A 20364-nucleotide genomic window follows, 5' to 3' on the forward strand; every position below is an offset into this window, starting at 1 on the left:
TGTCTACCCGTCAGGAGGCGGTCTGTCCACTGCGGATGCCGAAGACGTACGTCGTCACGAAGCCCGACGCGTAGCCGGTGAGCAGTCCGCCCGCGTAGATCGCCGCCGTCGCGGCCAGGCCCCGTTCGCCCGACAGCAGGGGGAACAGGGCCCATCCCGAGGGGCCGATCGCGGTCGCGCCGACCGTGTCGCCGAGCATCGCGAAGACGCCGAGGAACGCGCCGCCCGCCGCGCCGCCCACACAGGCGGTGAGGAAGGGGCGGCCCAGCGGCAGCGAGACGCCGTAGATCAGGGGCTCGCCGACGCCCAGCAGCCCGGCGGGGAGCGCGGACTTGATGGTGGTGCGGATGGACGTGTCGTGGCGGAGGCGGATGTAGATGGCGAGCGCCGCGCCGACCTGGCCCGCCCCGGCCATCGCGAGGATGGGGAGGAGGGCCGTGCTGCCCTGCTCGTCGATCAAGGTGGCGTGGATGGGGATCAGGGCCTGGTGGAGGCCCAGCATGACCAGGGGCAGGAAGAGCCCGCCGAGGAGGAGGCCGGCGAACGCGCCGGTCGTCGCGAGGAGCCAGTTCGCGGCCGTGCCGATGGCCGTGGAGACCGCGCCGGCCATGTACATGAGGCCGTAGAGCGTCGTCAGGCCTCCGATGAGGACCGTCAGCGTCGGGGTGAGGAGGACGTCGAGGGTGGGCGGGACGATCTCGCGGCAGAGCTTCTCGACGTACGTGGCGAGCAGGGCGGCTGCCAGGGCGCCGAGGACGCCGCCCTGGCCGGGGGCGAGGGTCACGCCGAACGCGGTCACCTTCGCCACGCCCGGGAACACGACGATCGCCGCGACCGCCCCGCCCAGCACCGGTGTGCCGCCGAACTCCTTCGCCGTGTTGTGGCCGACGAACACCGCGATCAGCGCCATGAAACCCGAGCTGATCGAGGCGAGGGCCGGGGTGACGCCCGGGAGTGCGCCCGCGTTCACCAGCAGGCCGTTCACCCCGGCCAGCACCCCGCAGCCGATCAGTGCCGGGATCAGCGGGACGAAGATGTTCGCCACCCGGCGCAGCGCCAGCTTCACCGGGGTCGCGTTGCGTTCGCGCTGCTCCTGCCGTAGCTCGGCGCCCCGCGCCGCCAGTTCCGTCGCGCGGTCGGGGGCGAGCAGCGCCTCGAACTCCGGCGTCACCCGTGCCACCGTTCCCGGGCCCAGCACGATCTGGTACGTGTCGTCGTCCACCACGCCCAGGACGCCGGGCAGGGCCCGCAGCGCCTCCTCGTCGACGCGGGTGCGGTCGACGAGGCCCAGGCGCAGCCGGGTCATGCAGTGGGCGACGGACGTGACGTTCTCGCGGCCGCCGACCAGGGGGAGGAGGGCGGCGGCCATGGCCTGGGTGGCGTGGTCGGTCATGGAGCAACCATGCGGCCAGGGTGGGCGGGAAAGGGGTTCGAGTTCGGCCAAGTGGCCGATCAGCGCCCCACCGCTCCCAGTGCCGCCCGTAGCCTGCCCTGGTTCTCCGACAGCAGCCGGGCCGCCGTCCGCCCGTCCACGTCGGCCAGGATGCTGAGGATCGCGTCCTTCACCTCACCGGCCGAGTCGGCCAGCGCGCGTTCGATCTCCTCGTCCCCGGCGCCGGTGGCCAGGGCGACGATGCGGTGGGAGCGGGCGCGCAGCTTGTCGTTGGAGGCTCGCACGTCGACCATGAGGTTCCCGAAGGTCTTGCCGAGCCGGATCATCGTGATCGTCGACAGCATGTTCAGGACGAGCTTCTGCGCGGTGCCCGCCTTGAGGCGGGTGGAGCCGGCGATCAGCTCAGGGCCGACGACGATCTCGATGCCGTGCTCGGCGGCCGCGGCGAGCGCGCTGCCGGGATTGCAGGCCAGCCCGACGGTGAGGGCGCCGAGCGCGCGGGCGTGTTCCACGGCGCCGACGGCGTACGGGGTGCGACCGGACGCGGAGATGCCGACCACCGTGTCCTCGGGGGCCAGGGCCAGCGCGTCGAGGTCGGCGCGGGCCAGCTCCGGGGAGTCCTCCGCACCCTCGACCGAGGTCACCATGGCCTCGGGGCCGCCCGCGATCAGGCCGACTACCTGGGCGGGGTCGGTGTTGAAGGTCGGCGGGCACTCGGAGGCGTCCAGGACGCCGAGCCGGCCGGCGGTTCCGGCACCGGCGTAGACCAGCCGGCCGCCGCGGGCCATGCGGGCGGCGACGGCGTCGATCGCGGCGGCGATCCGGGGGAGCTGCCGGGCGACGGCGCCGGGCACACCGGCGTCCTCCCCGTTCATCAGGGTGGCGATCTCCAGGGTGGACAGCCGGTCGATGTCGGCGAGTTCGGGACGGAACGCCTCGGTGGTGAGGGTGTCGAGCTGGGCTCGCAGGTCACGGGAGTCGGAGGGCGAGGTCATGGGGGGCGGCTCCAGTACGGGTAGTGCGGTGTCTCATCTGCGGTGCCGGTGCGCCAGCGCTTCGTACGACGCGGACAGGGCCGGTGCCGCCGTCTCGTATGTCCGCTGTGCCACCCCCACGAACAGGCAGTCCACGACCAGCAGCTGGCTGGTGCGGGACGACATCGCCGCCGGGCGCAGCTCGGTCTCGCGGGCGATCGACGTGGTCAGCACATGGTCGGCGTACTGCGTCACCGGCGATTCCGGACGGCCGGTGATCGCGACGGTGGTCGCCCCGCGTTCGAACGCCACCCGCAGCGGCTCGATCACGTCACCCGTCGACCCGGAGTGCGTGATCGCGATCGCGACGTCGCCCGCGCGCAGCTGCACCGCGTTGGTCACGGCGAGGTGCGGGTCGCTGTGCGCGTGGGCTATCACCCCTATGCGCAGCAGCTTCTGCGTGAGGTCCTGGGCGACGAGGCCGGACGCGCCCACGCCGTACACGTCGATCCGCCGGGCGTGGGCTGCCGCCGACACCGCCGCTTCGAGCTGCGCGGTGTCCAGGGCGGCGGCGGTGTCGGCGAGGGTCTGCTGCTCGTCGTAGGCGAGTTTGGCGACGACGTCGGCGATGGGGTCGTCGACCGCGATGTCGGTGGTGATGGCGGGTGCGCGGCCGGACTGCTGCTGGGCGGCGAGGCCGGCCAGGGCGAGCCGCAGGTCGCGGTAGCCCGGGTAGCCGAGCAGCCGGGCGGTGCGGACGACGGTGGCCTCGCTGGTGCCGGTGAGTTCGGCGAGGCCGGTGACCGTGAGCGCGGCGCAGCCGGCCGGGTCCTGGGCGACGGCCTCGGCGACGCGCTGCATGGAGCGGGTCATGGACGGGGCGAGCGCGCGCACCTTCGCGGCGAGGGCGCCGGGAGCGGGCGGCCGGCCACCGAGGCTTCCGGACGTGCCGAAAGTTTCCTTCGCTTCCCTGGTCACGGCTGAAAGATATTTTCGGCTCGTCCTCCGGTCAAGAGTGCGCACAATAGGGGCATGGACCCCATCAGCCCCCTGGAGCAGGCACTGCACGCCGCGCGCGCCCTCGTGCTGGCCGATCTCGTCGCGGGCGAGGTCGCCGAGGCGGACGTCGTCTCGCTCGTCGAGGACTCCGTCGCCCAGCGGCGCTGGTGGGTGGAGCAGTGGCCGGACGGCGCGCACTACGTTGCGGGCCTGGTCGCCCAGGACGTGCAGGACGCGCTGCTCGACCGGTACGGCCGCTGGCCGCTGTGCCCGGTGTGCGGCTCCGGCGACCCGCACGCGCTGGACGTCGAGCCGGAGCTGGGCCCGGACCCGCACTGGGTGTGCCACAAGGCGGGCGTGAAGGTCGCCGCGGTCGGCTCGCTCGGCCCCGCCCTGGGCGGGACACCCCCGTCGTGACGGTGTACATCGACCCGCCGACCTGGCCGGGCCACGGACGGCTCTGGTCCCACCTGATCAGCGACGTGTCGTTCGACGAACTGCACACCTTCGCCGCCGGGCTCGGCGTGCCCCGCAAGGCCTTCGAACGCGACCACTACGACATCCCGGCGCACCGCTACACCGACGCGGTGCGCGCCGGCGCCGTGGAGGTCACCAGCCGCGAGGTGGTGCGGCTGCTGCACGGCGCCGGACTGCGCAGACGCAAGCGGCGCGCCGGATCCGGTCAGGCCCGCAGCTCGTAGGCCAGCAGTTCGCCCTCCGGTCCCACGTCCGCCACCTCCACCGGCCGGAACCCGGCCCGCGCCACGACCCGCTGGGACGGCACGTTCGCCCGCTCCACGGTGGCGAACAGCGACCGTACGTCCGGGCGGGCCAGCGCCCACGCGGCGAGCGCGCGCAGCGCCTCGGTGGCGTAGCCGTTGCCGCGCGCCGAGGGCGCCAGGTCGTAGCCGATCTCCGTGCGGCCGTCCTCCTCCGGCGGGCCGTGGAAGCCCATGCCGCCGACCGCCCGCTCGTCCTCCTTCCGGACCAGCACGAACAGCCCGAACTCCGGCCGGTGCACCCCCGTCTCGTACGCCTTGAGGGTCATCGCGGCGGCCTCCCGGGTGCCCTCGTACGGCCCGCCCTCGACCCAGTCGAAGCCGCCGTCGCCACCGGCGGCGAGGTCGGCGGCCGCCGCCGGGGTGACGCCCTCCAAGGTGAGGCGCCCGGCGGGGAGCACGAGGTTGTTGCTCCACAGCCAGTCGGCGACCGGTTCACGGCCGGGCAGGCCGGCGCGGCCGGTGGCCCACAGCAGGGTCGGCCAGGGGGCGGGACCGGGCCGGACCTCGGGGAAGATCCGCATGAGGGCGAACTCGGCCAGTTCGCCGGGCGGTTCGTAGGGCAGCCCCAGGCCCTCGGCGATGTCGTGCGTGTGCAGCAGCACCTCCGCCACGCCCATCGCGGCGAAGCCCTCCCGGTTGGCGCTGCGGTGCGGGAACGGGTGGAAGGCGCGGACCCGGGGCGGGGTGGCGCGCAGGGCAGCGGTGAGCAGCGCGCCCACGGTCTCCAGTACGCCGATCAGCCCGGCGGGGTCCGTACCGTCGTCGACGACGAGGGTGCACGGCGCGTACGCGTCCATGTGCCGCCCCCGGCCCGCCAGTTGGCCCGCGTACCCGAACAGGGCCCGCGTCAGATGCTCGGCCGTCGCCCGGCAGCTCCACTCCAGCCGGCCCGCCGTGACGGCGTCCCAGTCCCGCTCCGCCCCCGTCCGCAGTACCCGGGCCGCGCCCGTCATCGCCTGCTCCACGGCCTCGGCGGCCCGTTTTGCACCCGTATCGGTCATGAGGGGAGGCTAGGGGAGCGGGGCTGCTCAGGACGACAGTATTTCCAGTTCCGAGGTCAGGTTGTAGCGGGCGGTCGCCTCCCAGTGCTCCGCCCCGTAAGGGGTGCGGAACAGCCTGGGCAGGGCCAGCAGTTCGCGCAGGATCGCGGCGCGGCCCGTGCGGAAGGCGTCGGACGGGACGAAGCCGTACTCCTCGCGGACGGCGACGGTGTAGGCGGCGTACACCGACGGCGGCGAGGCGAGGATCGCCAGGTCGGCGTCGCACAGCACGTGCCCGTTCGGGTCGTCGTCGGCGGTGGCGTGCCCGGCGGTGAGCCGCACCAGCCGGGCCACCTCGGCGGTCTTCTCCGGCGGCAGCCCGGCCTCGGGCAGCGCGCGTTCGGCGAGCCGCGCCGACCGCTCCTCGTTCTCGGACCGCTCGGGCAGGTAGACGGCGTCGTGGAACCAGGCGGCCAGCCGCACCACGTCGGGGTCGGCTGCGTACTCCTCCAGCGTGTCGACGTGGTCGAGCACCGCGGTGAGGTGGGCGAGCGTGTGGTACCGCCGCTGCGGCTCCTGCCAGCGGGCCAGCAGGTTCTCGGCGTACGGCAGCGGATCCGGACCCTCGCCCGGGTGGCGGGCGCGCTCCAGGGAACGGGTGAAGCGGGCACGCAGCTCGTCGGGATCGATGTCGACCATGGCGGCATTCTCCCGCGAAACGGGGGGTGTGCCCCTAGCGTGGGCTGCATGACTACTCCTGCCGATGTGCAAGAAGAACGGGACCCCGAGCTGCCGGGGAGGCTGCTGACGATCGAGCGGGACGCGCTGGTGCCGTTGCTGCGGGGGCGGCCGGACGCCGACTTCGCGCTGCCGGCCGCCGCGTGTCCCGGCTGGACGGTGCGGGATGTGCTCGCGCACTGTTCGGCCGCGTTGATGCGAGTGGTGGAGAACCGTTTCGAGGAGGGGGTGTTCTCGCCCGAGGCCAACGACCGGGACATCGCCGAGCGGGCCGACTGGACGAACGCGCGGGTCGTGGACGAGCTGGAGCGCGGGATGACCGAGGCCGGCCCGGTGATCGCCAAGGCGGGCGGGGTGCTGGACGCCGTCGCGCTGGGCGAGTGGGTGCACGCCGGCGACGTACGGGAGGCGTTCGGGGAGCCCGGCGCGTACGCCGGGGCGGGACTGCCGGACGCCCTCGACCTGCTGGCCTGGATCACCCGCGAGCGCGGGCACGTCCCGCTCCACGCCGACCTGGACGACCGGGACGAGCCGCTGCGGCTCGGCGACGGGAGCGGCGCCCGGCCGCCGGCCCGTTTCATCGGCGCCGGACCGACCCTCGTACGCCTCTACTCGGGACGCTCCACGGCCGGAGCGGAGTACGAGCTCGCGGGGGTGGAGGCGGGCGAGCTGAACATCTTCGGATGAGGAGGCCGGACCTCTTCGGGTGAGGGCGGCCCGGACAGGCGTAGTCTTTGATTGGACTAGACCTGTAGAGCCGCACACTCGCCGACGACGAATGGGGTCCCATGAGCAAGCGTGCAGTCCTGGAGGTGATCGCCCTCGACCCCGAGGACGCGATCGCCGCCCAGGCCGGAGGCGCGGACCGCCTCGAGCTGGTCACCGACATGGCCGCCGACGGACTCACCCCGTCGACCGCCGGGTTCACCGGGATCCGCGCCGCGGTCGACATCCCGCTGCGCGTGATGCTGCGGCTCGCCGACGGGTTCTCGGCCGGAGGCGCCGACGGGATCGACCGGCTCGTCGGCGTCGCCCGGGAACTGCGCGACGCCGGGGCCGACCAGTTCGTGCTCGGCTTCCTCGACCCGCACGGCGGGGTCGACGTGCCCGCCGTGGAACGGATCGTCGCCGCGCTGGACGGCTGCCCCTGGACCTTCCACCGGGCCATAGACCGGGCCGCCGACCGCGACGCCCTGCGCAAGCAGCTCGACGGCCTGCCCGGACTGGACACCTATCTCACCGCCGGCTCACCCGCCGGCGTCGACGACGGCCTGCCCACCCTGCTCACCGAGGCGGCACGGTACCGGGAGCCCGGGTACGAGCCGCAGATCCTGGTCGGCGGCGGACTGCGCCTGGACCACGTGCCGCGCCTGCTGGCCGCCGGGATCGACGGCTTCCACATCGGCGGCGCGGCCCGCCCGCAGGGCTGGGACGGGCCGGTGTCCGCCGACGCGGTCGCGGAGTGGCGGAAGGTGCTCGACGAGGGGTGACCCCCCTTCGGGGTCCTGTTCGGGGTCCTATTCGGGGTCCCGGTCGGGGTCCTGTTCGGGGTCCTGGGCGAGCTGCGGCGGCAGGGCGGCCGCGTGCGTCACCGTCAGGCCCGACACCGCCCGGGTCAGCGCCACGTACAGGCGGCGCAGGCCGGTGCGCTCGTCGGGTTCGCCGTCGACCACCGCTTGCGGCTCGTCCAGCACCACGTAGTCGTACTCCAGACCCTTCGCGAGCGAGGCCGGGACCAGCGTCAGCCGGGTCTCCAGGGTGGTCTCCTCACCCGGGGCCAGGAACGGGATCCCGGCCTCCGTCAGCGCCTCCGCGAGCGCCGGGATCCGCGCGTCGGCGGCGATCAGGCCGATCGAGCCCTCGTTGCGCAGCGACTCCTCGCAGGCCGTCACCACATCGCCGTTCCCGGACACCGCCCGCACCTCGAAGGAGCCCGGGTTCTCACGGATCGACGCGACCGGCGTGAGACCCGGCGCGATGTGCGGCAGCAGCCGGGACGCGTACGTGATCACGTCCGTCGGCACGCGGAAACCGGCCGTCAGCTCCTCGATCACCGCGTCCGCCTTGCCCAGGTGCGTCAGCGCCTCCTGCCAGCTGCGCGTCGCCCACGGCGTGGTGCCCTGCGCCAGGTCGCCGAGCACGGTCGCGCTGCCGGTCGTGCAGCGGCGCCCCACCGCCCGGTACTGCATCGGGGACAGGTCCTGCGCCTCGTCCAGCACCACATGCCCCAGCGAGTGCGTGCGCTCCACGATGTCCGCCGCCTCGTCGATCAGCACCGCGTCCGCCGCCGACCACTTCGCCGACTTCACCGACCGGGCCGGCTTCGCCCACAGGATCGTCTTCTGCTCGTCCTCGGAGAGGATCCCGTCCGCGTGCGCCGCGAGGAAGTCCGCGTCCGCCAGCAGTCGCAGCACCAGCTTCGCCGGGTCCACCGCGGGCCAGATCGTCTTCACCGCCGCCTTCACCGCGCTGTTGCGGGCCACCGCGTCCTGCACCCGGTCGTCCGGGGCCTCGCCCGCGCGTTCCATCTGCACCAGCACCGCGTGCGCGATCCGCTGCGGCAGGGCCTCGCGGGCGGCGCCGTAGCGGATGTCCCGGTCCAGCAACTCGCGGACTATGTCCTCCAGTTCGTACGCCGGGACCCGCCACCGCCGCGAACCGCGCACCACCACGACCGGCTCGGTGGGCATCGTCACGTGCGAGTAGACGGCCCGGCGCAGCACCTCCGCCATCCGCGCGTCGCCCTTGACGACGGCCGCCGCCGCCTCGTCCGTGCCGCGCACCTCCACGTGCGCCACCAGGTCGTCCACGGTCGCCTGCCGCACCGTCAACTCGCCCAGCGCGGGCAGCACCTGCTCGATGTAGTGCAGGAAGGAGCGGTTCGGCCCGATGACGAGGGTGCCGGTGCGGGCCAGCCGCTCGCGGTGGGCGTAGAGGAGGTAGGCCACCCGGTGCAGGCCGACGGCGGTCTTCCCGGTGCCGGGGCCGCCCTGCACGCACACAGACCCGCCCAGCCCCGAACGCACGATCTCGTCCTGCTCCGGCTGGATGGTCGCGACGATGTCCCGCATCGGCCCCACACGCGGCCGCTCGATCTCCTGCTGGAGCAGCTTGCTGGTGCGCGCCGCCTCCGCCGGGTCCGACAGGTGCTCGTCCTCGTACGCGGTCAGCTCGCCGCCGGTGTAGCCGAACCGGCGGCGCAGCCCGACGTCCATCGGGTCCTTCTTCGACGCCCGGTAGAACGGCTGCGACACCGGCGCCCGCCAGTCGATCACCATCGGGTCGCCGTCGGCGTCGTGCACGTGCCGCCGCCCGATGTGCAGTGTTTGATATGCGGCCTCCGGCCGCGGGCGCTCGCCCTCCGCGCCCTCCGCCTGGTCCGCCCCCGGCGCGTGCAGATAGTCCAGGCGGCCGAAGAACAGCGGGGTGTCGCTGAGGTCGGCGAGCGCCTTGATCCGCTCGTCGATCTGGCGTTCCAGGATCTGCGCGTTCACCCAGTTCGCGGTGACGTCGCTGATGTCCAGCGCCTCCACGTCCTCACGCATCGCCCGCAGCGCGGCACGGGACGCGGCGAGGTGGGAGCGCTCGCGGGACAGGGGGTCGGCGGGGGCCGCGGGGTCGGCGGTGGACAAGGGGGTGCCTCCGTAGGGACCTGCACGTGTGGGTGGCTGCGGAATGCCGACCGGTTTCCGTCCGGGCGGCGGCGCTCCATGCGGAGGCGGGCAAGAGCGGAGATTTTAGAGGAGCGGGGGGAGGCCGGGCCAACGGTTTTCCCTCTCACGGCGAGACACCCCCCAGGGGGCGTCTCGCCGATCATGCCGGGCTCGCGGCGCCTGGCACCGCGCCTCGCCGCGTTGTCGTCGGTCCCCGATGCGCCGCATCGGCTCCCTCCTCCGCCTTGCGATGCACGGCACCAGACGCCGCTCCCTGATCCGGCCTGATCGACGAGACACCCCCTAGGGGGCGAAGGGGACCGGAGACCGATGCGGCGCTTATGTCCGCAAAAGCACCATGGAGACATGAGTGCAGCAGCCATCACCCCAGCTTCGGCCTCCGTCCGGCCGCCCTCCGGCGCCACCGCCGTCGTCGACCACCACCGGCACCGGTTCGGCGACGCGCTGCGGGCCGTGAAGGTGTTCGCGGGTGCCGCCTTCGACGTGATCATCCTCGGCGAGTACGGCGAGGAGGCGGGCGTCCGGCGCAAGTGACGGTCTAGGGTCACCGGGTGACCCGCCGTGCACGTTCCGTAAAACCCTGTCTCTTCCTCGCGGTCTCCCTCACGGCCTTCGCCGTGCTGTGCGTGGCCCAGCACGTCCCGATGGCGGACGCGCTGGTCTACCAGGCGGAGGGCGAGGCGGTCCTCGACGGCCGTGACCTGTACGGCTTCACGGTCACCGAGTGGCATCTCCCGGCCACCTACCCGCCCTTCGCCGCCCTTCTCTTCACCCCCACCGCGTGGCTCCCCGCGAGCGCCCTCAAGGCGGCCTTCCTGGGGGCCAACACCGTCCTCCTCTTCTGCCTGGTCCACCTCTCCGCCCGCCTCGCGGGCCTGTCCCTGCGCCCGCCCGCCCTCTGCGCCGCGACAGCCCTCGCGCTCTGGCTGGAACCCGTCTTCCAGACCTTGCTGTTCGGCCAGATCAACCTCGTCCTCGCCTGCCTGGTCCTGTGGGACCTGACCCGCCCGGACGGCGCCCGCGGCAAGGGCGTGGCGGTCGGCGTCGCGGCCGGGATCAAACTGACACCGGCCGTCTTCATCGCGTACCTGCTGCTCACCGGCCGCCGACGCGAGGCGGCACTGGCGACGGCGGCCCTCACCGGAACCGCCCTCCTGGGCGCCCTGGTGCTCCCCGCCGCCAGCGCCGACTTCTGGCTGCGCCGCCTCTACGAGACCGGCCGCGTCGGCAAACCGTGGATCGTCGACAACCAGTCCCTCCAGGGCCTGGTCGCCCGGATGCTCGGCGAGACCGCCCCCGGCCCGGCCTGGTGGCTGCCCGCACTGCTCACGGCGGCCGGCGGGCTGTGGCTGGCCGCGCAGGCGTCCGACGACCGCCACGGCATCCTCCTGACCGCCGTCACCGCCCTGCTCGTCTCCCCGATCAGCTGGTCCCACCACTGGGTGTGGTGCGTCCCGCTGATCGCGGTCCTCGTAGCGCGGGGCCACGTCCGCCTGGCGGCGCTGACCACCGCCGCCTTCACCGCCCGCACCATGTGGCTCCTCCCCCACACGGGCGACCTGGACCTCCACCTCCCCTGGTGGCAGCAGCCCCTGGCATCGCCGTACCCACTGCTCGGGCTGGCCCTGCTGGTGGCGCTGCGGCCTCAGCTCTCCGCCAGCAGCTCGTCCGCGTCGACGATCCGGTACGCGTAACCCTGTTCCGCGAGGAACCGCTGGCGGTGGGCGGCGAAGTCCTGGTCGATGGTGTCGCGGGCGACGACGGAGTAGAAGTGCGCCTGGTGGCCGTCCGCCTTGGGGCGCAGGACCCGGCCGAGGCGCTGGGCCTCCTCCTGGCGGGAGCCGAAAGTGCCGGAGACCTGGATGGCGACCGTCGCCTCGGGCAGGTCGATGGAGAAGTTGGCGACCTTCGACACCACCAGGACGCTGATCTCGCCCTGCCGGAACGCGTCGAACAGCTTCTCGCGCTGGGCGTTGGTCGTCTCACCCTTGATCACGGGCGCGCCGAGGTGTTCACCCAGCTCGTCGAGCTGGTCGATGTACTGGCCGATGACCAGGATCTGCTGGCCCGCGAAGCGCCGGACGATCGACTCCGTGACCTTCCGCTTGGTGTCCGTGGTCGCGCAGAACCGGTACTTCTCCTCCGCCTCGGCCGTCGCGTAGGCCAGCCGCTCGGCGTCGGTCAGGTTCACCCGGACCTCGACGCAGTCCGCCGGCGCGATGTACCCCTGCGCTTCGATCTCCTTCCACGGCGCGTCGAACCGCTTGGGGCCGATCAGTGAGAAGACGTCGGACTCCCGGCCGTCCTCACGGACCAGCGTCGCCGTCAGACCCAGACGGCGGCGCGCCTGGAGGTCGGCGGTGAACTTGAAGACCGGCGCGGGCAGCAGGTGCACCTCGTCGTAGACGATCAGACCCCAGTCCCGGGAGTCGAACAGCTCCAGGTGCGGGTAGACGCCCTTCCGCCTGGTCGTCAGCACCTGGTACGTGGCGATGGTGACCGGCCGGATCTCCTTGCGCGTACCGCTGTACTCGCCGATCTCGTCCTCGGTCAGCGAGGTGCGCTTCACCAGCTCGTGCTTCCACTGCCGCGCGGAGACGGTGTTGGTGACGAGGATCAGCGTGGTCGACTTGGCCTCGGCCATCGCCCCGGCCCCGACCAGCGTCTTCCCGGCACCACAGGGCAGCACGACGACACCGGACCCGCCGTGCCAGAAGTTCTCCACCGCCTGCTTCTGGTAGGGCCGCAGCGCCCAGCCGTCCTCGGCGAGATCGATCGGGTGCGCCTCGCCGTCCACGTACCCGGCGAGGTCCTCCGCCGGCCAGCCCAGCTTCAGCAGCACCTGCTTGATCTGCCCGCGCTCGGAGGGGTGCACGGCCACCGTGTCCGGGTCGATCCGGGTGCCGACCAGCGGCGCGATCCGCTTGGAGCGCAGCACCTCCTCCAGCACCGGACGGTCCGTGGTGGTCAGCACCAGGCCGTGCGCGGGGTGCTTGACCAGGGACAGCCGGCCGTAGCGGTCCATCGTCTCGGCGATGTCGACGAGCAGGGCGTGCGGCACGGGGTAGCGGCTGTACTCGACGAGCGCGTCCACCACCTGCTCGGCGTCGTGCCCGGCGGCGCGCGCGTTCCACAGGCCGAGCGGGGTCACCCGGTAGGTGTGGATGTGCTCCGGCGCCCGCTCCAGCTCCGCGAAGGGCGCGATGGCCCGACGGCAGTCGTCGGCCCGCTCGTGGTCGACTTCCAGGAGCAGGGTCTTGTCGGACTGGACGATGAGTGGACCGTTCACGTGCGTACTTCCCTTCCGCGCGGCCAAACGTCCAGTGTGCCTGATTCACCCGGGTCGTCGGCTCGTCCTGTCGTCGGCTGTTCCTACAGGATGTCTATTCAGTCCTGCGGGTGGCAGCGTGCGGCCGTACGGCGGGCCCCTGCGAAGAATGGCGCATCGTGCAGTCCATGACACGTACGCCGCCCCCGCCGACCGCCACCCTCGGGTACGCCCTGTTCGCCACCCGCTGGCTCCAGGCCCCGCTCTACTTCGGTCTGGTCGTCGTCCAGGGCGTGTACGTCTACAAGTTCTTCAACGAGCTGTGGACGTTAATCGTGAGATGCGTGGCCGGCCGGGCCGACGAGACGTACGTGATGCTCGCGGTGCTGAAGCTGGTCGACGTCGTGATGATCGCCAACCTGCTGATCATGGTGATCGTCGGCGGCTACGAGACCTTCGTCTCCAGGATCGACCTCCAGGGCCACCGCGACCAGCCGGAATGGCTCTCGCACGTCAACCCCAACGTGCTGAAGGTCAAGCTGGCCACCGCCATCGTGGGCATCTCGTCCGTGCACCTGCTGCAGATGTTCGTGGACGTGGAGCACACCCCCCAGCACTCGCTGCTGTGGGGCACGCTGATCCACATGGCGTTCATCGTCTCCGCCGCGATCCTGGCGTACATGTCGGGGGAGATGGTCGCCCGCTCCGAGCACCACCCCAAGGAGCACGGCCGGCGGACGGGCGAGCCCGAACCGTCCGCCGGGCCCGAGCCGTCCACCACCCCCCTGCCCGTCACCCCTCTGCCCGCCACCCCCCTGCCCATCCCCGCCCAGCCCGGCCCGCTCGAGCGCGAGGCGCACGCCGAGGACCGCGTCCGGGCCGCCGGGTTCCCCGCCCGCAAGCAGCTGGAGGACTTCGACGCGGAGTACCCGCGCGCCTTCGACCGGGACACGGTGGCCCGGCTCGGCAAGCTGGACTTCGTCGCCGCCCGCCGCAACGTGCTGTTCACCGGCGCCCCCGGCACCGGCAAGACCCATCTCGCGATCGGGCTCGGGCTGCGCGCCTGCCAGGCCGGGCACCGGGTGCTGTTCGCGACCGCCGTGGAGTGGGCCGCCCGGCTGGCGCGGGCCGACGCGGCGGGCCGGCTCTCCGAGGAACTGGCCGGCCTCGACGACAGCGCCCTGCTGATCGTCGACGAGGTCGGCTACGTGCCCTTCGACACGGAGGCGGCCAGGCTGCTGTTCCGGCTGGTCGCGCACCGCTACGAACGCGGCTCGGTGATCGTGACCAGCGACCGTCCGCTGGAGCGCTGGCACGAGGTGTTCGACGGCCCGGCCGTCCTCGCGATGGTGGACCGCCTGACCCACCACGCGGAGACCGTACGGCTCGAAGGCGACAGCTACCGCAAGCGCCGGACTACTTCAGCGTGGGCAGAGCCAGCGTGTTGATCAGCGGCCCCTCGATGGTCACCCCTTCCGTGATCAGGGGCTCCGAGGCGATCGCGGGCAGCGGCAGCGGCAGCGGCGCGGCCGAGGGGGCCGCTGAGGCCTGCGGGGCCAGCGCGCCGACGACCAGCGCGGCCGCCGAGATCAGGGCGGCCAGCGAGACCGCGATGGCGGTGGAACGGGTGTGACAGGAGTGGTCGGGGAGTCTCGAACGCATGGGACCTCAGGGCCTTTCAGCGAAATGAGGGGGGCGTCGGGGGCGAACGGCGGGCCGGTCCCGGGGACTCGTGGGACCGGCCCTGGGCGCGTGGGACGGCGTTTCGGACCTGTCAGACCTGCGGTGTCTCGATGACCAGTCCGGCGACGTCGATGCTGATGGCGGCGGCCTGAGTGGTCAGGGCGCCGAACATGAGGGCGGCGGCGGACAGGACGGCGGCCACACGACGGGCTGCGCGCATGGAGGGACTTCCTTTCGGTTGTGCTCGTCCGAACCGCCCGCCGGGCGGCTCGGGGCTTCATCAGGACAACCGGTGGCTGCCCGGCGCCCCGCACCGGAATGCGACAGGCCCGGGAAGCTCCCTCATGGGTGGGAAGTGTCCGGCGTGGCGTGCATGAACGCGGACGTACACCCGCACGGGTGACCGTCAGACGTCGTCGTCCGCCAGCTCCGCCACCCCCGTGATCCGGTGCAGGGCGAAGGTGCGGACCTCGTCCGCGGTGTGGTCGTACGCCGTCACGAAGCCGCCCTCGACCCGCACCGGGCCGATCACCCGCTGGCTGGCGGCACCCTCCGCGTTCACGTAGCCGATCCACAGGGCCTGCCCGGTGAGGACGGCGGCCTGCACGGTCGCGAGGGTCTCGGCGGAACTCGTGCGCGGCAGTTCACCGCCGGTGACGGGCGCGGCGGCGGCGCCCGGGTTCGGCTTGCGCGGGGCGGTGGCGGCCAGGTCGCCCGCCCTGATCGCCCGGATAGCCGCCGTGAGCAGCGTCGCGTCGGGCGCCGGGGGACCGTCCGGCACCGGCTCCGGAGCGGTGCGCGGCGGGGTGCGGTGGGCGTGCGCGCGGGTGATCAGCACGTCGCCCTCGGCGGACTCGGCGGCCGGCGCGAAACCCATCGCGCGCAGCCCCTCCAGCAGCGCCGCCGGGTCGGCCTGCGCGGCCAGCACGGTCGGCGCCAGCCGGCGCAGCCGCAGCCCCGCCGACCGCTTGTCGGCGAGGATCTCGCTGAGCAGCGCGTCGTCATCGCAGCGGACGTACGCCGCGGCGGCGCCGACCCGCAGGTGGCCGTGCCTGCGGGCCACGTCGTCGATCAGGTAGGCGAGCGGCTGCGGCACCGGCGTACGGGAGTGCTCGGCGAGGAAGGCGTGCAGGTCGGCGGCGGCCCGGCCGGCGTCCAGGGCCCGGCGTACCGAGGCGGGCGTGAAGCGGTAGACGGTCGCCCCGCCCTTGGACTCCACCTCGGCGAGCACACCCAGCGTCTCCGCCAGCGGCCGCTGGAGCGGCCCCGGCGCCACCGCCGTCAGGTCGGCCTGGAGCAGCACGTGGTCCAGCGGCTCGGGCAGCAGCGGGCCGAGCAGCCGGACGGCGGCCGCGGTGGCCGTGGCCTGCTCGGCGGGAGAGAGGGCGGCGAGGACCGGGGCGGGGTGGCGGTGGTGATGGTGCACGGGCAGCTTGTCGCCCGGACCCTCCGGTTCACCGGCGGGGGCGGGCTCCGGCGCCGGTGCCCCCAGCAGGGCCCGCCCGTGCCCGGACAGCGCACCGCGCCCGGTCACACCCAGCAGCTCCGCCTCCGACAGCGCCCACCGGGCGAGCCGCCCGCGCAGATCGTCCTCGGTGCCCCGGCCGCCGCGCGCGGGCCGCTCCCAGTGCAGCCTGGCCAGCACCGACTCGGGGTCGGGGGCCGCGCCCTCCGGCAGCCCGGCGAGCAGGGCGAGCACCCGGTGCCGTACCTCCGGGGCCGCCGAGCGGTCGAGACCCGGGCCCAGCGCCGACAACGTACGGTCCTTGGCGTCCCGCCCGCCGACCAGCCCGGCGGTGCGGGTGGCCGCCAGCCACGCCTCGGCGAGCAGGCCCCAGCGTTCGGCGGCGGGCCGCTCCAGCCACTCGTCGTAGACGGGCGTGGCGGCGTACCGCTCGTCGGCCTCGCCGTCGGAGGCGATCAGCCCGGCGGCGTAGGCCAGCTCCACCCAGAACGCGGCGACCGGCTCCGAGACGTCCAGGGCGACGGCGGTCCGCTTGAGGTCCCGCACGCTCAGCCCGCCGGCCCGCAGCACGGCCGGGCCGCCCTCGTCCCACTCCTTCATCAGCTCCTCGACAGTCGCCAGCGCCGACAGCGCCTGCCCGGCCGCCGTCGCGTCCACAACCTGTGGACGGTGCGCGGCCGCCGCCTCCACGGCCGGCGGCACCGGCTCCGGCGCCCGGTGCGCGCGGCCCGCCCGCAGATGCAGCGCCACCTCACGCGGCAGCACCACCGTGCCGGGCGCGGTCGGCAGCAGCAGCCCGCGGTCCAGCAGCCACCGCAGCCGGGGCGCCGGATCCGCCGTGACCTGCCCGTACGGCGGGCCCCACGTCAGCCGCTCCAGCACCTGCAGCGACTCCTCGGGCGCCTTGGCGAGCAGCGCCCGCATCCGGGCACGGTCGCGGAACAGCCCGGTCAGCGAGGCCGCCGCGGACACCGAGTCGTGGGTGGACGGCAGCCCGGCCGTCGCCACCAGCTCCTGGATCCGCCCCGGCGACATACCCGCCGTCGCCTCCTGCACCGTAGGCCCGAGACCGGTCGGCGACGGGTGCTGCGGGCTCGGCGCGAGGAGTTCACGGGCGGTGCGCACCAGCCGCAGCCGGTCGTCGCCACCCCACACCAGCGCCTGCTCGCGCAGCACGCCCAGCGCGCGCGGCAGCGCCGCCGCCACCGGCGGATCACCGCCGTCGCCCGCCATCAGGCCGAGCAGCTCCTCGTACGACGCCGGATCCGAGGCCACGGCCAGCGCCTGCGCCGTCTGCAGCGTGAACCGGTCCAGCCGCTCCAGCGCGCGCACCACCGAGGCGCGGGTCCCCGCGCGGGTGGCGAGCTGCGTCAGATCCGTCGGCACGGGGGTGATGAGGTCCGGCCGGCTGCGCAGAAGCGCGGCAAGGGAGGCGTCGTCCCGGGCGCGGAGCGCTTCCGCGAGGGACCGGGGGGCCGCGGGCTTCTCCTCGGTGCTCATCCGGTCAACGTTAGCGGGTGGCGGCACGCGGCAGCAGGCCCGCGCAAGGGCCGGAGGGGCGAACGGAACGTTTCCCAGATGGCGCCCGGATGAATTCCGCGCGGACGATTCCGGCACCCCTGGCAACCCTCCGCCCGCACTGGTCACCCTGAGGCTCCCCCGTCAACCGGGCGCTGACTTCAGGGAGTTCGACGGTGAGTCTCGGCATCGATTGGGACCTCGACACGATCATCGCGATCCTCAGCATCGTGGTGCCCCTCGCCGCGTTCGGGTGGGAGTTCGGGGTCGTCGGACGCAAGCGGCTCGGCTACCGCGTGCAGATGGACACGCTGGCCACGGACACCGCCCACTCCCCGTACGCCGGAGTGCTGCGCGAACTCCACGACGACCACGGCAGCACCCTCACCAACCCGTCGTTCGTCCTGCTGCGGATCGAGAACGCCGGCTGGCAGCCCATCGTCGAGGGCGACTACCTCACCTCCGAGTCCGACAAGACCGGCATCCGCGTCACCTTCCAGTACCGCCGGGTCGCGGGCGCCGTCGTCACCGAGCCCAGCCAGCCCGAGCTGCGGGACTTCTTCACCGAGGAGGTCGGCGGCTTCGGCTACGGCGAGGAGAACGGCGCCGGACTCATCCGGCTGCCCAAGGTCAAACTCAACCGCCGCGCCCACTACAAGGTGCTCGCCGTCCTGGAGAGCACCTCCGGCGACCAGCGGGAGGACTTCCCCGACCCGGTGTTCCGCGCCGACGTCAGCGGCGGCAACGGACGCGGCCTGCTCGCCCGGTTCGTCAAGTTCAAGATGTCCAAGACGGAGAGCCACCGGTTCGCGTCGAGGCCCGGCTGGGTGTTCGTCACCCTGCTGGCGCTGGGCGTCCTGATCCAGGCGGCCACCCTGACCTTCGCCCCCGAACCCGCCCCCAGGGACTGCGTGGGCGGCACCCTGTACCTGCACGGCTCCACCGCGTTCGAGCCCGCCGTGCGCAAGGCCGCCGCCGCGTACACGGACCGCTGCCGGCGCGCCGAGGTCAGCATCCCGGTCACCGCGGACACCTTCGGCGGCAGCACCGAGGGCCTGAACGACCTGGAGCGGGTCGGCGAGGACGCCGGGATCGAGCCGGGCGAGGGGCTCGCCGACCACATCGCCTTCTCCGACGGCAAGGCCCTCGGCAACCACCCCCGCCTGCTCAGCCGCCCGCTCGCGTACCTGCCGTACACCCTGGTCGTCAACGCGGACGCGGACGTCGAGGACCTCACCCGCGAACAGATCCGCGACATCTACACCGGAAAGGTGAAGCGCTGGTCCGAGGTCGGCGGCGCGGACATCCCCGTCCACCTGGTGAACAGACACCGCGGCTCCGGCACCCGCACCGCCCTCGTCGAACGGGTCCTCGGCGGCAAGGAGCCGGTGGCGCCCACCGTCTCCGACTGCACCGCCCTCACCCCCGCCACCTGGGGCGCCTGCGAGGTGGGCAAGACCAGCACACTGGTGGACATGACCGCCGACATCCCCGGCGCCCTCGGCTACAGCGAGGTCAGCAGCGCGGAACGGGAGGACGGCGTGGTCCTGCTGCGCATCGACGGCCAGGAACCGACCCTCACCGGCGTGGAGCAGGGCGACTACCCGTACTGGGAGACCGAGTACGCCTACACCTACGGCCGCGCCCCCGACGGCTCCCTCGCCCAGGCGTTCCTCAGCTTCCTCACCGTGGAGGCCGGCCGCGAGACCCTCGGCCCGTACGCCCGGCTCTGCTCGGAGGTGGACAAGCCGGGCCTGTGCGAACCGACCTGACGTGCCGTCGCCCGCCCGGCCCTGCGCTAACGTCGTCCCCCGGGGAATCCGGCGGAATCCGGAACCCGGCAACCGGCACACCCGCCCCGGAGGGGACAGCGTGGGCATCGAGAGTGACAAGGTCGTCTACGAGTACCTGAGCCGCGTCGGCGACGTGGCGCAGCAGCGGCAGCTGCCCTCCGCGACCCGGATGCGGCTCGTCTCCCAGCTCCGGGACGAGATCGACCGGCGGCGGGCGAAGGCACCCGTGGACAGCCCCGCCGCGGTCCGCCGCATCATCGACCGCATCGGCAGCCCCGACGACGTGGTCAGCGCCGCGGGCGGCACGGGACCGCAGCACGCCGTCGCGGAGCCGCCGCCCGCGACCGTGCCGGTCCAGCGGGACCCGGAGCCCCCGGCCCCCCGCGAGCGCCGGCTCCCCAAGGGCCTGCGCCGGGTCGTCCCCCGCCCCCGCCCCGCCGAACCCCGGCCGGCCGACGACGCCCCCGCCCCGCCCCACCTCGCGGGCGCCCACGAACTCGGGGACAGCGCCGTCCAGCCCGACTGGTGGCGGGTGGAGGGCACACCCTTCGACGCCGGGGAGGCGGTGCCGGGCTTCGTCGGCGGCGTGGAGATCCCGGACCTGCTGAAGCCTCCGGTGAGGGAGAAGGAGAAGGAGCCAGGGGAGAAGGCGCGAGCGAGGGAGGCCGAGGAGGAGGCGGACGCGGAGGCGGAGGAGCCCCGGGAAGGCCGCCGCCGGTTCCTGCCGTCCCCGGGCACCTGGAGCAATCCGCTGCTCCTGTTCGCCGCCGCCCTCCTGGTCGCCGGCGCGGTCCTCCGCAACATCCTCGTCCTGGCCTTCGGCTGGCTCATCGTCTACATCTCCCGCCGCCTGACCCAGTTCGAGATCAAGTGGGCGGTCATGTTCCTCCCCGGCCTGGCGGTCGCGGGCGGCTTCACCTGGCTCTGGGGCCGCACGGAGGGCCGCTGGGGCGCCCCGATCGCCGAGGGCGAGATGAGCGCGGCGATCTCGGAGACCTGGCCGTGGGTGTTGCGGGGCGCGGCGCTGGCGTCGGCGGCGTTCCTGGTGTGGCGCTCGCAGAAAGACCGGTAGGAAAGACCGGTAGGGGATTCCGCCG

At 73.5% G+C, this 20364-nt stretch carries 19 protein-coding genes; 9 read left to right on the forward strand and 10 right to left on the reverse strand.

Annotated features, from left to right (window positions below; all coding sequences use genetic code 11):
* Window positions 1-10: 10 nt before the first annotated feature.
* The 3 genes from ACSU6L_RS20595 to ACSU6L_RS20605 are packed head-to-tail and all read right to left on the reverse strand — an operon-like array spanning window position 11 to window position 3345.
* Complete coding sequence (locus ACSU6L_RS20595; RefSeq protein ID WP_437058818.1) at window positions 11-1393, reverse strand: PTS transporter subunit EIIC; 1383 nt, start codon at window positions 1391-1393, stop codon at window positions 11-13.
* Window positions 1394-1452: 59 nt separating this feature from the next.
* On the reverse strand, window positions 1453-2388 hold the full coding sequence (gene murQ / locus ACSU6L_RS20600) for an N-acetylmuramic acid 6-phosphate etherase (protein WP_437058820.1): 936 nt from the start codon (window positions 2386-2388) through the stop codon (window positions 1453-1455).
* A gap of 33 nt (window positions 2389-2421) precedes the next feature.
* Window positions 2422-3345: a MurR/RpiR family transcriptional regulator gene (locus tag ACSU6L_RS20605; protein WP_437058822.1), complete on the reverse strand. Its 924-nt coding sequence runs from the start codon at window positions 3343-3345 to the stop codon at window positions 2422-2424.
* A gap of 54 nt (window positions 3346-3399) precedes the next feature.
* Between ACSU6L_RS20605 and ACSU6L_RS20610 the strand changes: the two genes are divergently transcribed.
* Window positions 3400-3783 carry a hypothetical protein gene (locus tag ACSU6L_RS20610; protein ID WP_437058823.1) on the forward strand — a complete coding sequence of 128 codons (384 nt, stop codon included), beginning with the start codon at window positions 3400-3402 and terminating at the stop codon, window positions 3781-3783.
* On the forward strand, window positions 3780-4067 hold the full coding sequence (locus ACSU6L_RS20615; protein ID WP_437058825.1) for a DUF4031 domain-containing protein: 288 nt from the start codon (window positions 3780-3782) through the stop codon (window positions 4065-4067). Before ACSU6L_RS20610 ends, ACSU6L_RS20615 begins: the two co-directional genes overlap by 4 nt.
* Here the strand turns inward: ACSU6L_RS20615 and ACSU6L_RS20620 are convergent.
* Together ACSU6L_RS20620 and ACSU6L_RS20625 are read right to left on the reverse strand one after the other, a co-directional pair.
* Window positions 4049-5149, reverse strand: coding sequence for a GNAT family N-acetyltransferase (locus tag ACSU6L_RS20620; protein ID WP_437058827.1), 1101 nt, complete (start codon window positions 5147-5149; stop codon window positions 4049-4051). The two genes, ACSU6L_RS20615 and ACSU6L_RS20620, sit on opposite strands and share 19 nt — an antisense overlap.
* A gap of 27 nt (window positions 5150-5176) precedes the next feature.
* Window positions 5177-5827, reverse strand: a complete 651-nt coding sequence (locus ACSU6L_RS20625) for an HD domain-containing protein (RefSeq protein WP_437058829.1) — start codon at window positions 5825-5827, stop codon at window positions 5177-5179.
* 48 nt (window positions 5828-5875) lie between these two features.
* Between ACSU6L_RS20625 and ACSU6L_RS20630 the strand changes: the two genes are divergently transcribed.
* Window positions 5876-6553, forward strand: a complete 678-nt coding sequence (locus ACSU6L_RS20630) for a maleylpyruvate isomerase family mycothiol-dependent enzyme (protein ID WP_437058831.1) — start codon at window positions 5876-5878, stop codon at window positions 6551-6553.
* 101 nt (window positions 6554-6654) lie between these two features.
* Window positions 6655-7356: a copper homeostasis protein CutC gene (locus ACSU6L_RS20635; RefSeq protein WP_437058833.1), complete on the forward strand. Its 702-nt coding sequence runs from the start codon at window positions 6655-6657 to the stop codon at window positions 7354-7356.
* Window positions 7357-7383: 27 nt separating this feature from the next.
* Here the strand turns inward: ACSU6L_RS20635 and ACSU6L_RS20640 are convergent, their stop codons facing one another.
* On the reverse strand, window positions 7384-9411 hold the full coding sequence (locus ACSU6L_RS20640) for a HelD family protein (protein WP_437064984.1): 2028 nt from the start codon (window positions 9409-9411) through the stop codon (window positions 7384-7386).
* A 474-nt stretch (window positions 9412-9885) separates the two neighbouring features.
* Here ACSU6L_RS20640 and ACSU6L_RS20645 point away from each other — a divergent pair, with 474 nt between their 5' ends.
* Together ACSU6L_RS20645 and ACSU6L_RS20650 are read left to right on the forward strand one after the other, a co-directional pair.
* Window positions 9886-10074 (forward strand): hypothetical protein, encoded by a 189-nt coding sequence (locus ACSU6L_RS20645; protein ID WP_437058835.1) that lies wholly within the window; start codon window positions 9886-9888, stop codon window positions 10072-10074.
* Between the two features lie 110 nt (window positions 10075-10184).
* Window positions 10185-11234, forward strand: coding sequence for a glycosyltransferase 87 family protein (locus tag ACSU6L_RS20650; RefSeq protein WP_437064986.1), 1050 nt, complete (start codon window positions 10185-10187; stop codon window positions 11232-11234).
* On the opposite strand, the gene ACSU6L_RS20655 is transcribed toward ACSU6L_RS20650, so the two are convergent.
* Window positions 11186-12829, reverse strand: coding sequence for a DNA repair helicase XPB (locus tag ACSU6L_RS20655; protein WP_437058837.1), 1644 nt, complete (start codon window positions 12827-12829; stop codon window positions 11186-11188). The two genes, ACSU6L_RS20650 and ACSU6L_RS20655, sit on opposite strands and share 49 nt — an antisense overlap.
* A gap of 167 nt (window positions 12830-12996) precedes the next feature.
* On the opposite strand from ACSU6L_RS20655, the gene istB reads away from it, so the two are divergent.
* Window positions 12997-14256 carry an IS21-like element helper ATPase IstB gene (gene istB, locus ACSU6L_RS20660; protein WP_437058839.1) on the forward strand — a complete coding sequence of 420 codons (1260 nt, stop codon included), beginning with the start codon at window positions 12997-12999 and terminating at the stop codon, window positions 14254-14256.
* Here istB and ACSU6L_RS20665 read toward each other — a convergent pair.
* From ACSU6L_RS20665 to ACSU6L_RS20675, 3 genes are all read right to left on the reverse strand, one after another.
* Complete coding sequence (locus ACSU6L_RS20665) at window positions 14225-14470, reverse strand: hypothetical protein (protein ID WP_437058841.1); 246 nt, start codon at window positions 14468-14470, stop codon at window positions 14225-14227. The two genes, istB and ACSU6L_RS20665, sit on opposite strands and share 32 nt — an antisense overlap.
* Window positions 14471-14582: 112 nt before the next feature.
* Window positions 14583-14711 carry a hypothetical protein gene (locus ACSU6L_RS20670; protein ID WP_365919461.1) on the reverse strand — a complete coding sequence of 43 codons (129 nt, stop codon included), beginning with the start codon at window positions 14709-14711 and terminating at the stop codon, window positions 14583-14585.
* A gap of 186 nt (window positions 14712-14897) precedes the next feature.
* Window positions 14898-17456, reverse strand: a complete 2559-nt coding sequence (locus tag ACSU6L_RS20675; RefSeq protein WP_437058843.1) for a helicase-associated domain-containing protein — start codon at window positions 17454-17456, stop codon at window positions 14898-14900.
* A gap of 194 nt (window positions 17457-17650) precedes the next feature.
* On the opposite strand from ACSU6L_RS20675, the gene ACSU6L_RS20680 reads away from it, so the two are divergent.
* On the forward strand, window positions 17651-19246 hold the full coding sequence (locus ACSU6L_RS20680) for a substrate-binding domain-containing protein (protein WP_437058845.1): 1596 nt from the start codon (window positions 17651-17653) through the stop codon (window positions 19244-19246).
* Between the two features lie 100 nt (window positions 19247-19346).
* Window positions 19347-20339, forward strand: a complete 993-nt coding sequence (locus tag ACSU6L_RS20685) for a hypothetical protein (protein WP_437058847.1) — start codon at window positions 19347-19349, stop codon at window positions 20337-20339.
* The last annotated feature ends 25 nt before the right edge of the window (window positions 20340-20364 follow it).

Origin of the sequence: Streptomyces sp. enrichment culture (assembly GCF_964272855.1) — a bacterium.
Lineage (GTDB): Bacteria > Actinomycetota > Actinomycetes > Streptomycetales > Streptomycetaceae > Streptomyces.

Coding starts and splice junctions, on each gene's coding strand:
- ACSU6L_RS20640 (WP_437064984.1), bottom strand. CDS start 9,411: ATGCGTGAGGACGTGGAGGCGCTGGACATCAGCGACGTCACCGCGAAC.
- ACSU6L_RS20630 (WP_437058831.1), top strand. CDS start 5,876: ATGACTACTCCTGCCGATGTGCAAGAAGAACGGGACCCCGAGCTGCCG.
- murQ (WP_437058820.1), bottom strand. CDS start 2,388: ATGACCTCGCCCTCCGACTCCCGTGACCTGCGAGCCCAGCTCGACACC.
- ACSU6L_RS20595 (WP_437058818.1), bottom strand. CDS start 1,393: ATGACCGACCACGCCACCCAGGCCATGGCCGCCGCCCTCCTCCCCCTG.
- ACSU6L_RS20635 (WP_437058833.1), top strand. CDS start 6,655: ATGAGCAAGCGTGCAGTCCTGGAGGTGATCGCCCTCGACCCCGAGGAC.
- ACSU6L_RS20645 (WP_437058835.1), top strand. CDS start 9,886: ATGAGTGCAGCAGCCATCACCCCAGCTTCGGCCTCCGTCCGGCCGCCC.
- istB (WP_437058839.1), top strand. CDS start 12,997: ATGACACGTACGCCGCCCCCGCCGACCGCCACCCTCGGGTACGCCCTG.
- ACSU6L_RS20625 (WP_437058829.1), bottom strand. CDS start 5,827: ATGGTCGACATCGATCCCGACGAGCTGCGTGCCCGCTTCACCCGTTCC.
- ACSU6L_RS20675 (WP_437058843.1), bottom strand. CDS start 17,456: ATGAGCACCGAGGAGAAGCCCGCGGCCCCCCGGTCCCTCGCGGAAGCG.
- ACSU6L_RS20620 (WP_437058827.1), bottom strand. CDS start 5,149: ATGACCGATACGGGTGCAAAACGGGCCGCCGAGGCCGTGGAGCAGGCG.
- ACSU6L_RS20670 (WP_365919461.1), bottom strand. CDS start 14,711: ATGCGCGCAGCCCGTCGTGTGGCCGCCGTCCTGTCCGCCGCCGCCCTC.
- ACSU6L_RS20650 (WP_437064986.1), top strand. CDS start 10,185: ATGGCGGACGCGCTGGTCTACCAGGCGGAGGGCGAGGCGGTCCTCGAC.
- ACSU6L_RS20665 (WP_437058841.1), bottom strand. CDS start 14,470: ATGCGTTCGAGACTCCCCGACCACTCCTGTCACACCCGTTCCACCGCC.
- ACSU6L_RS20610 (WP_437058823.1), top strand. CDS start 3,400: ATGGACCCCATCAGCCCCCTGGAGCAGGCACTGCACGCCGCGCGCGCC.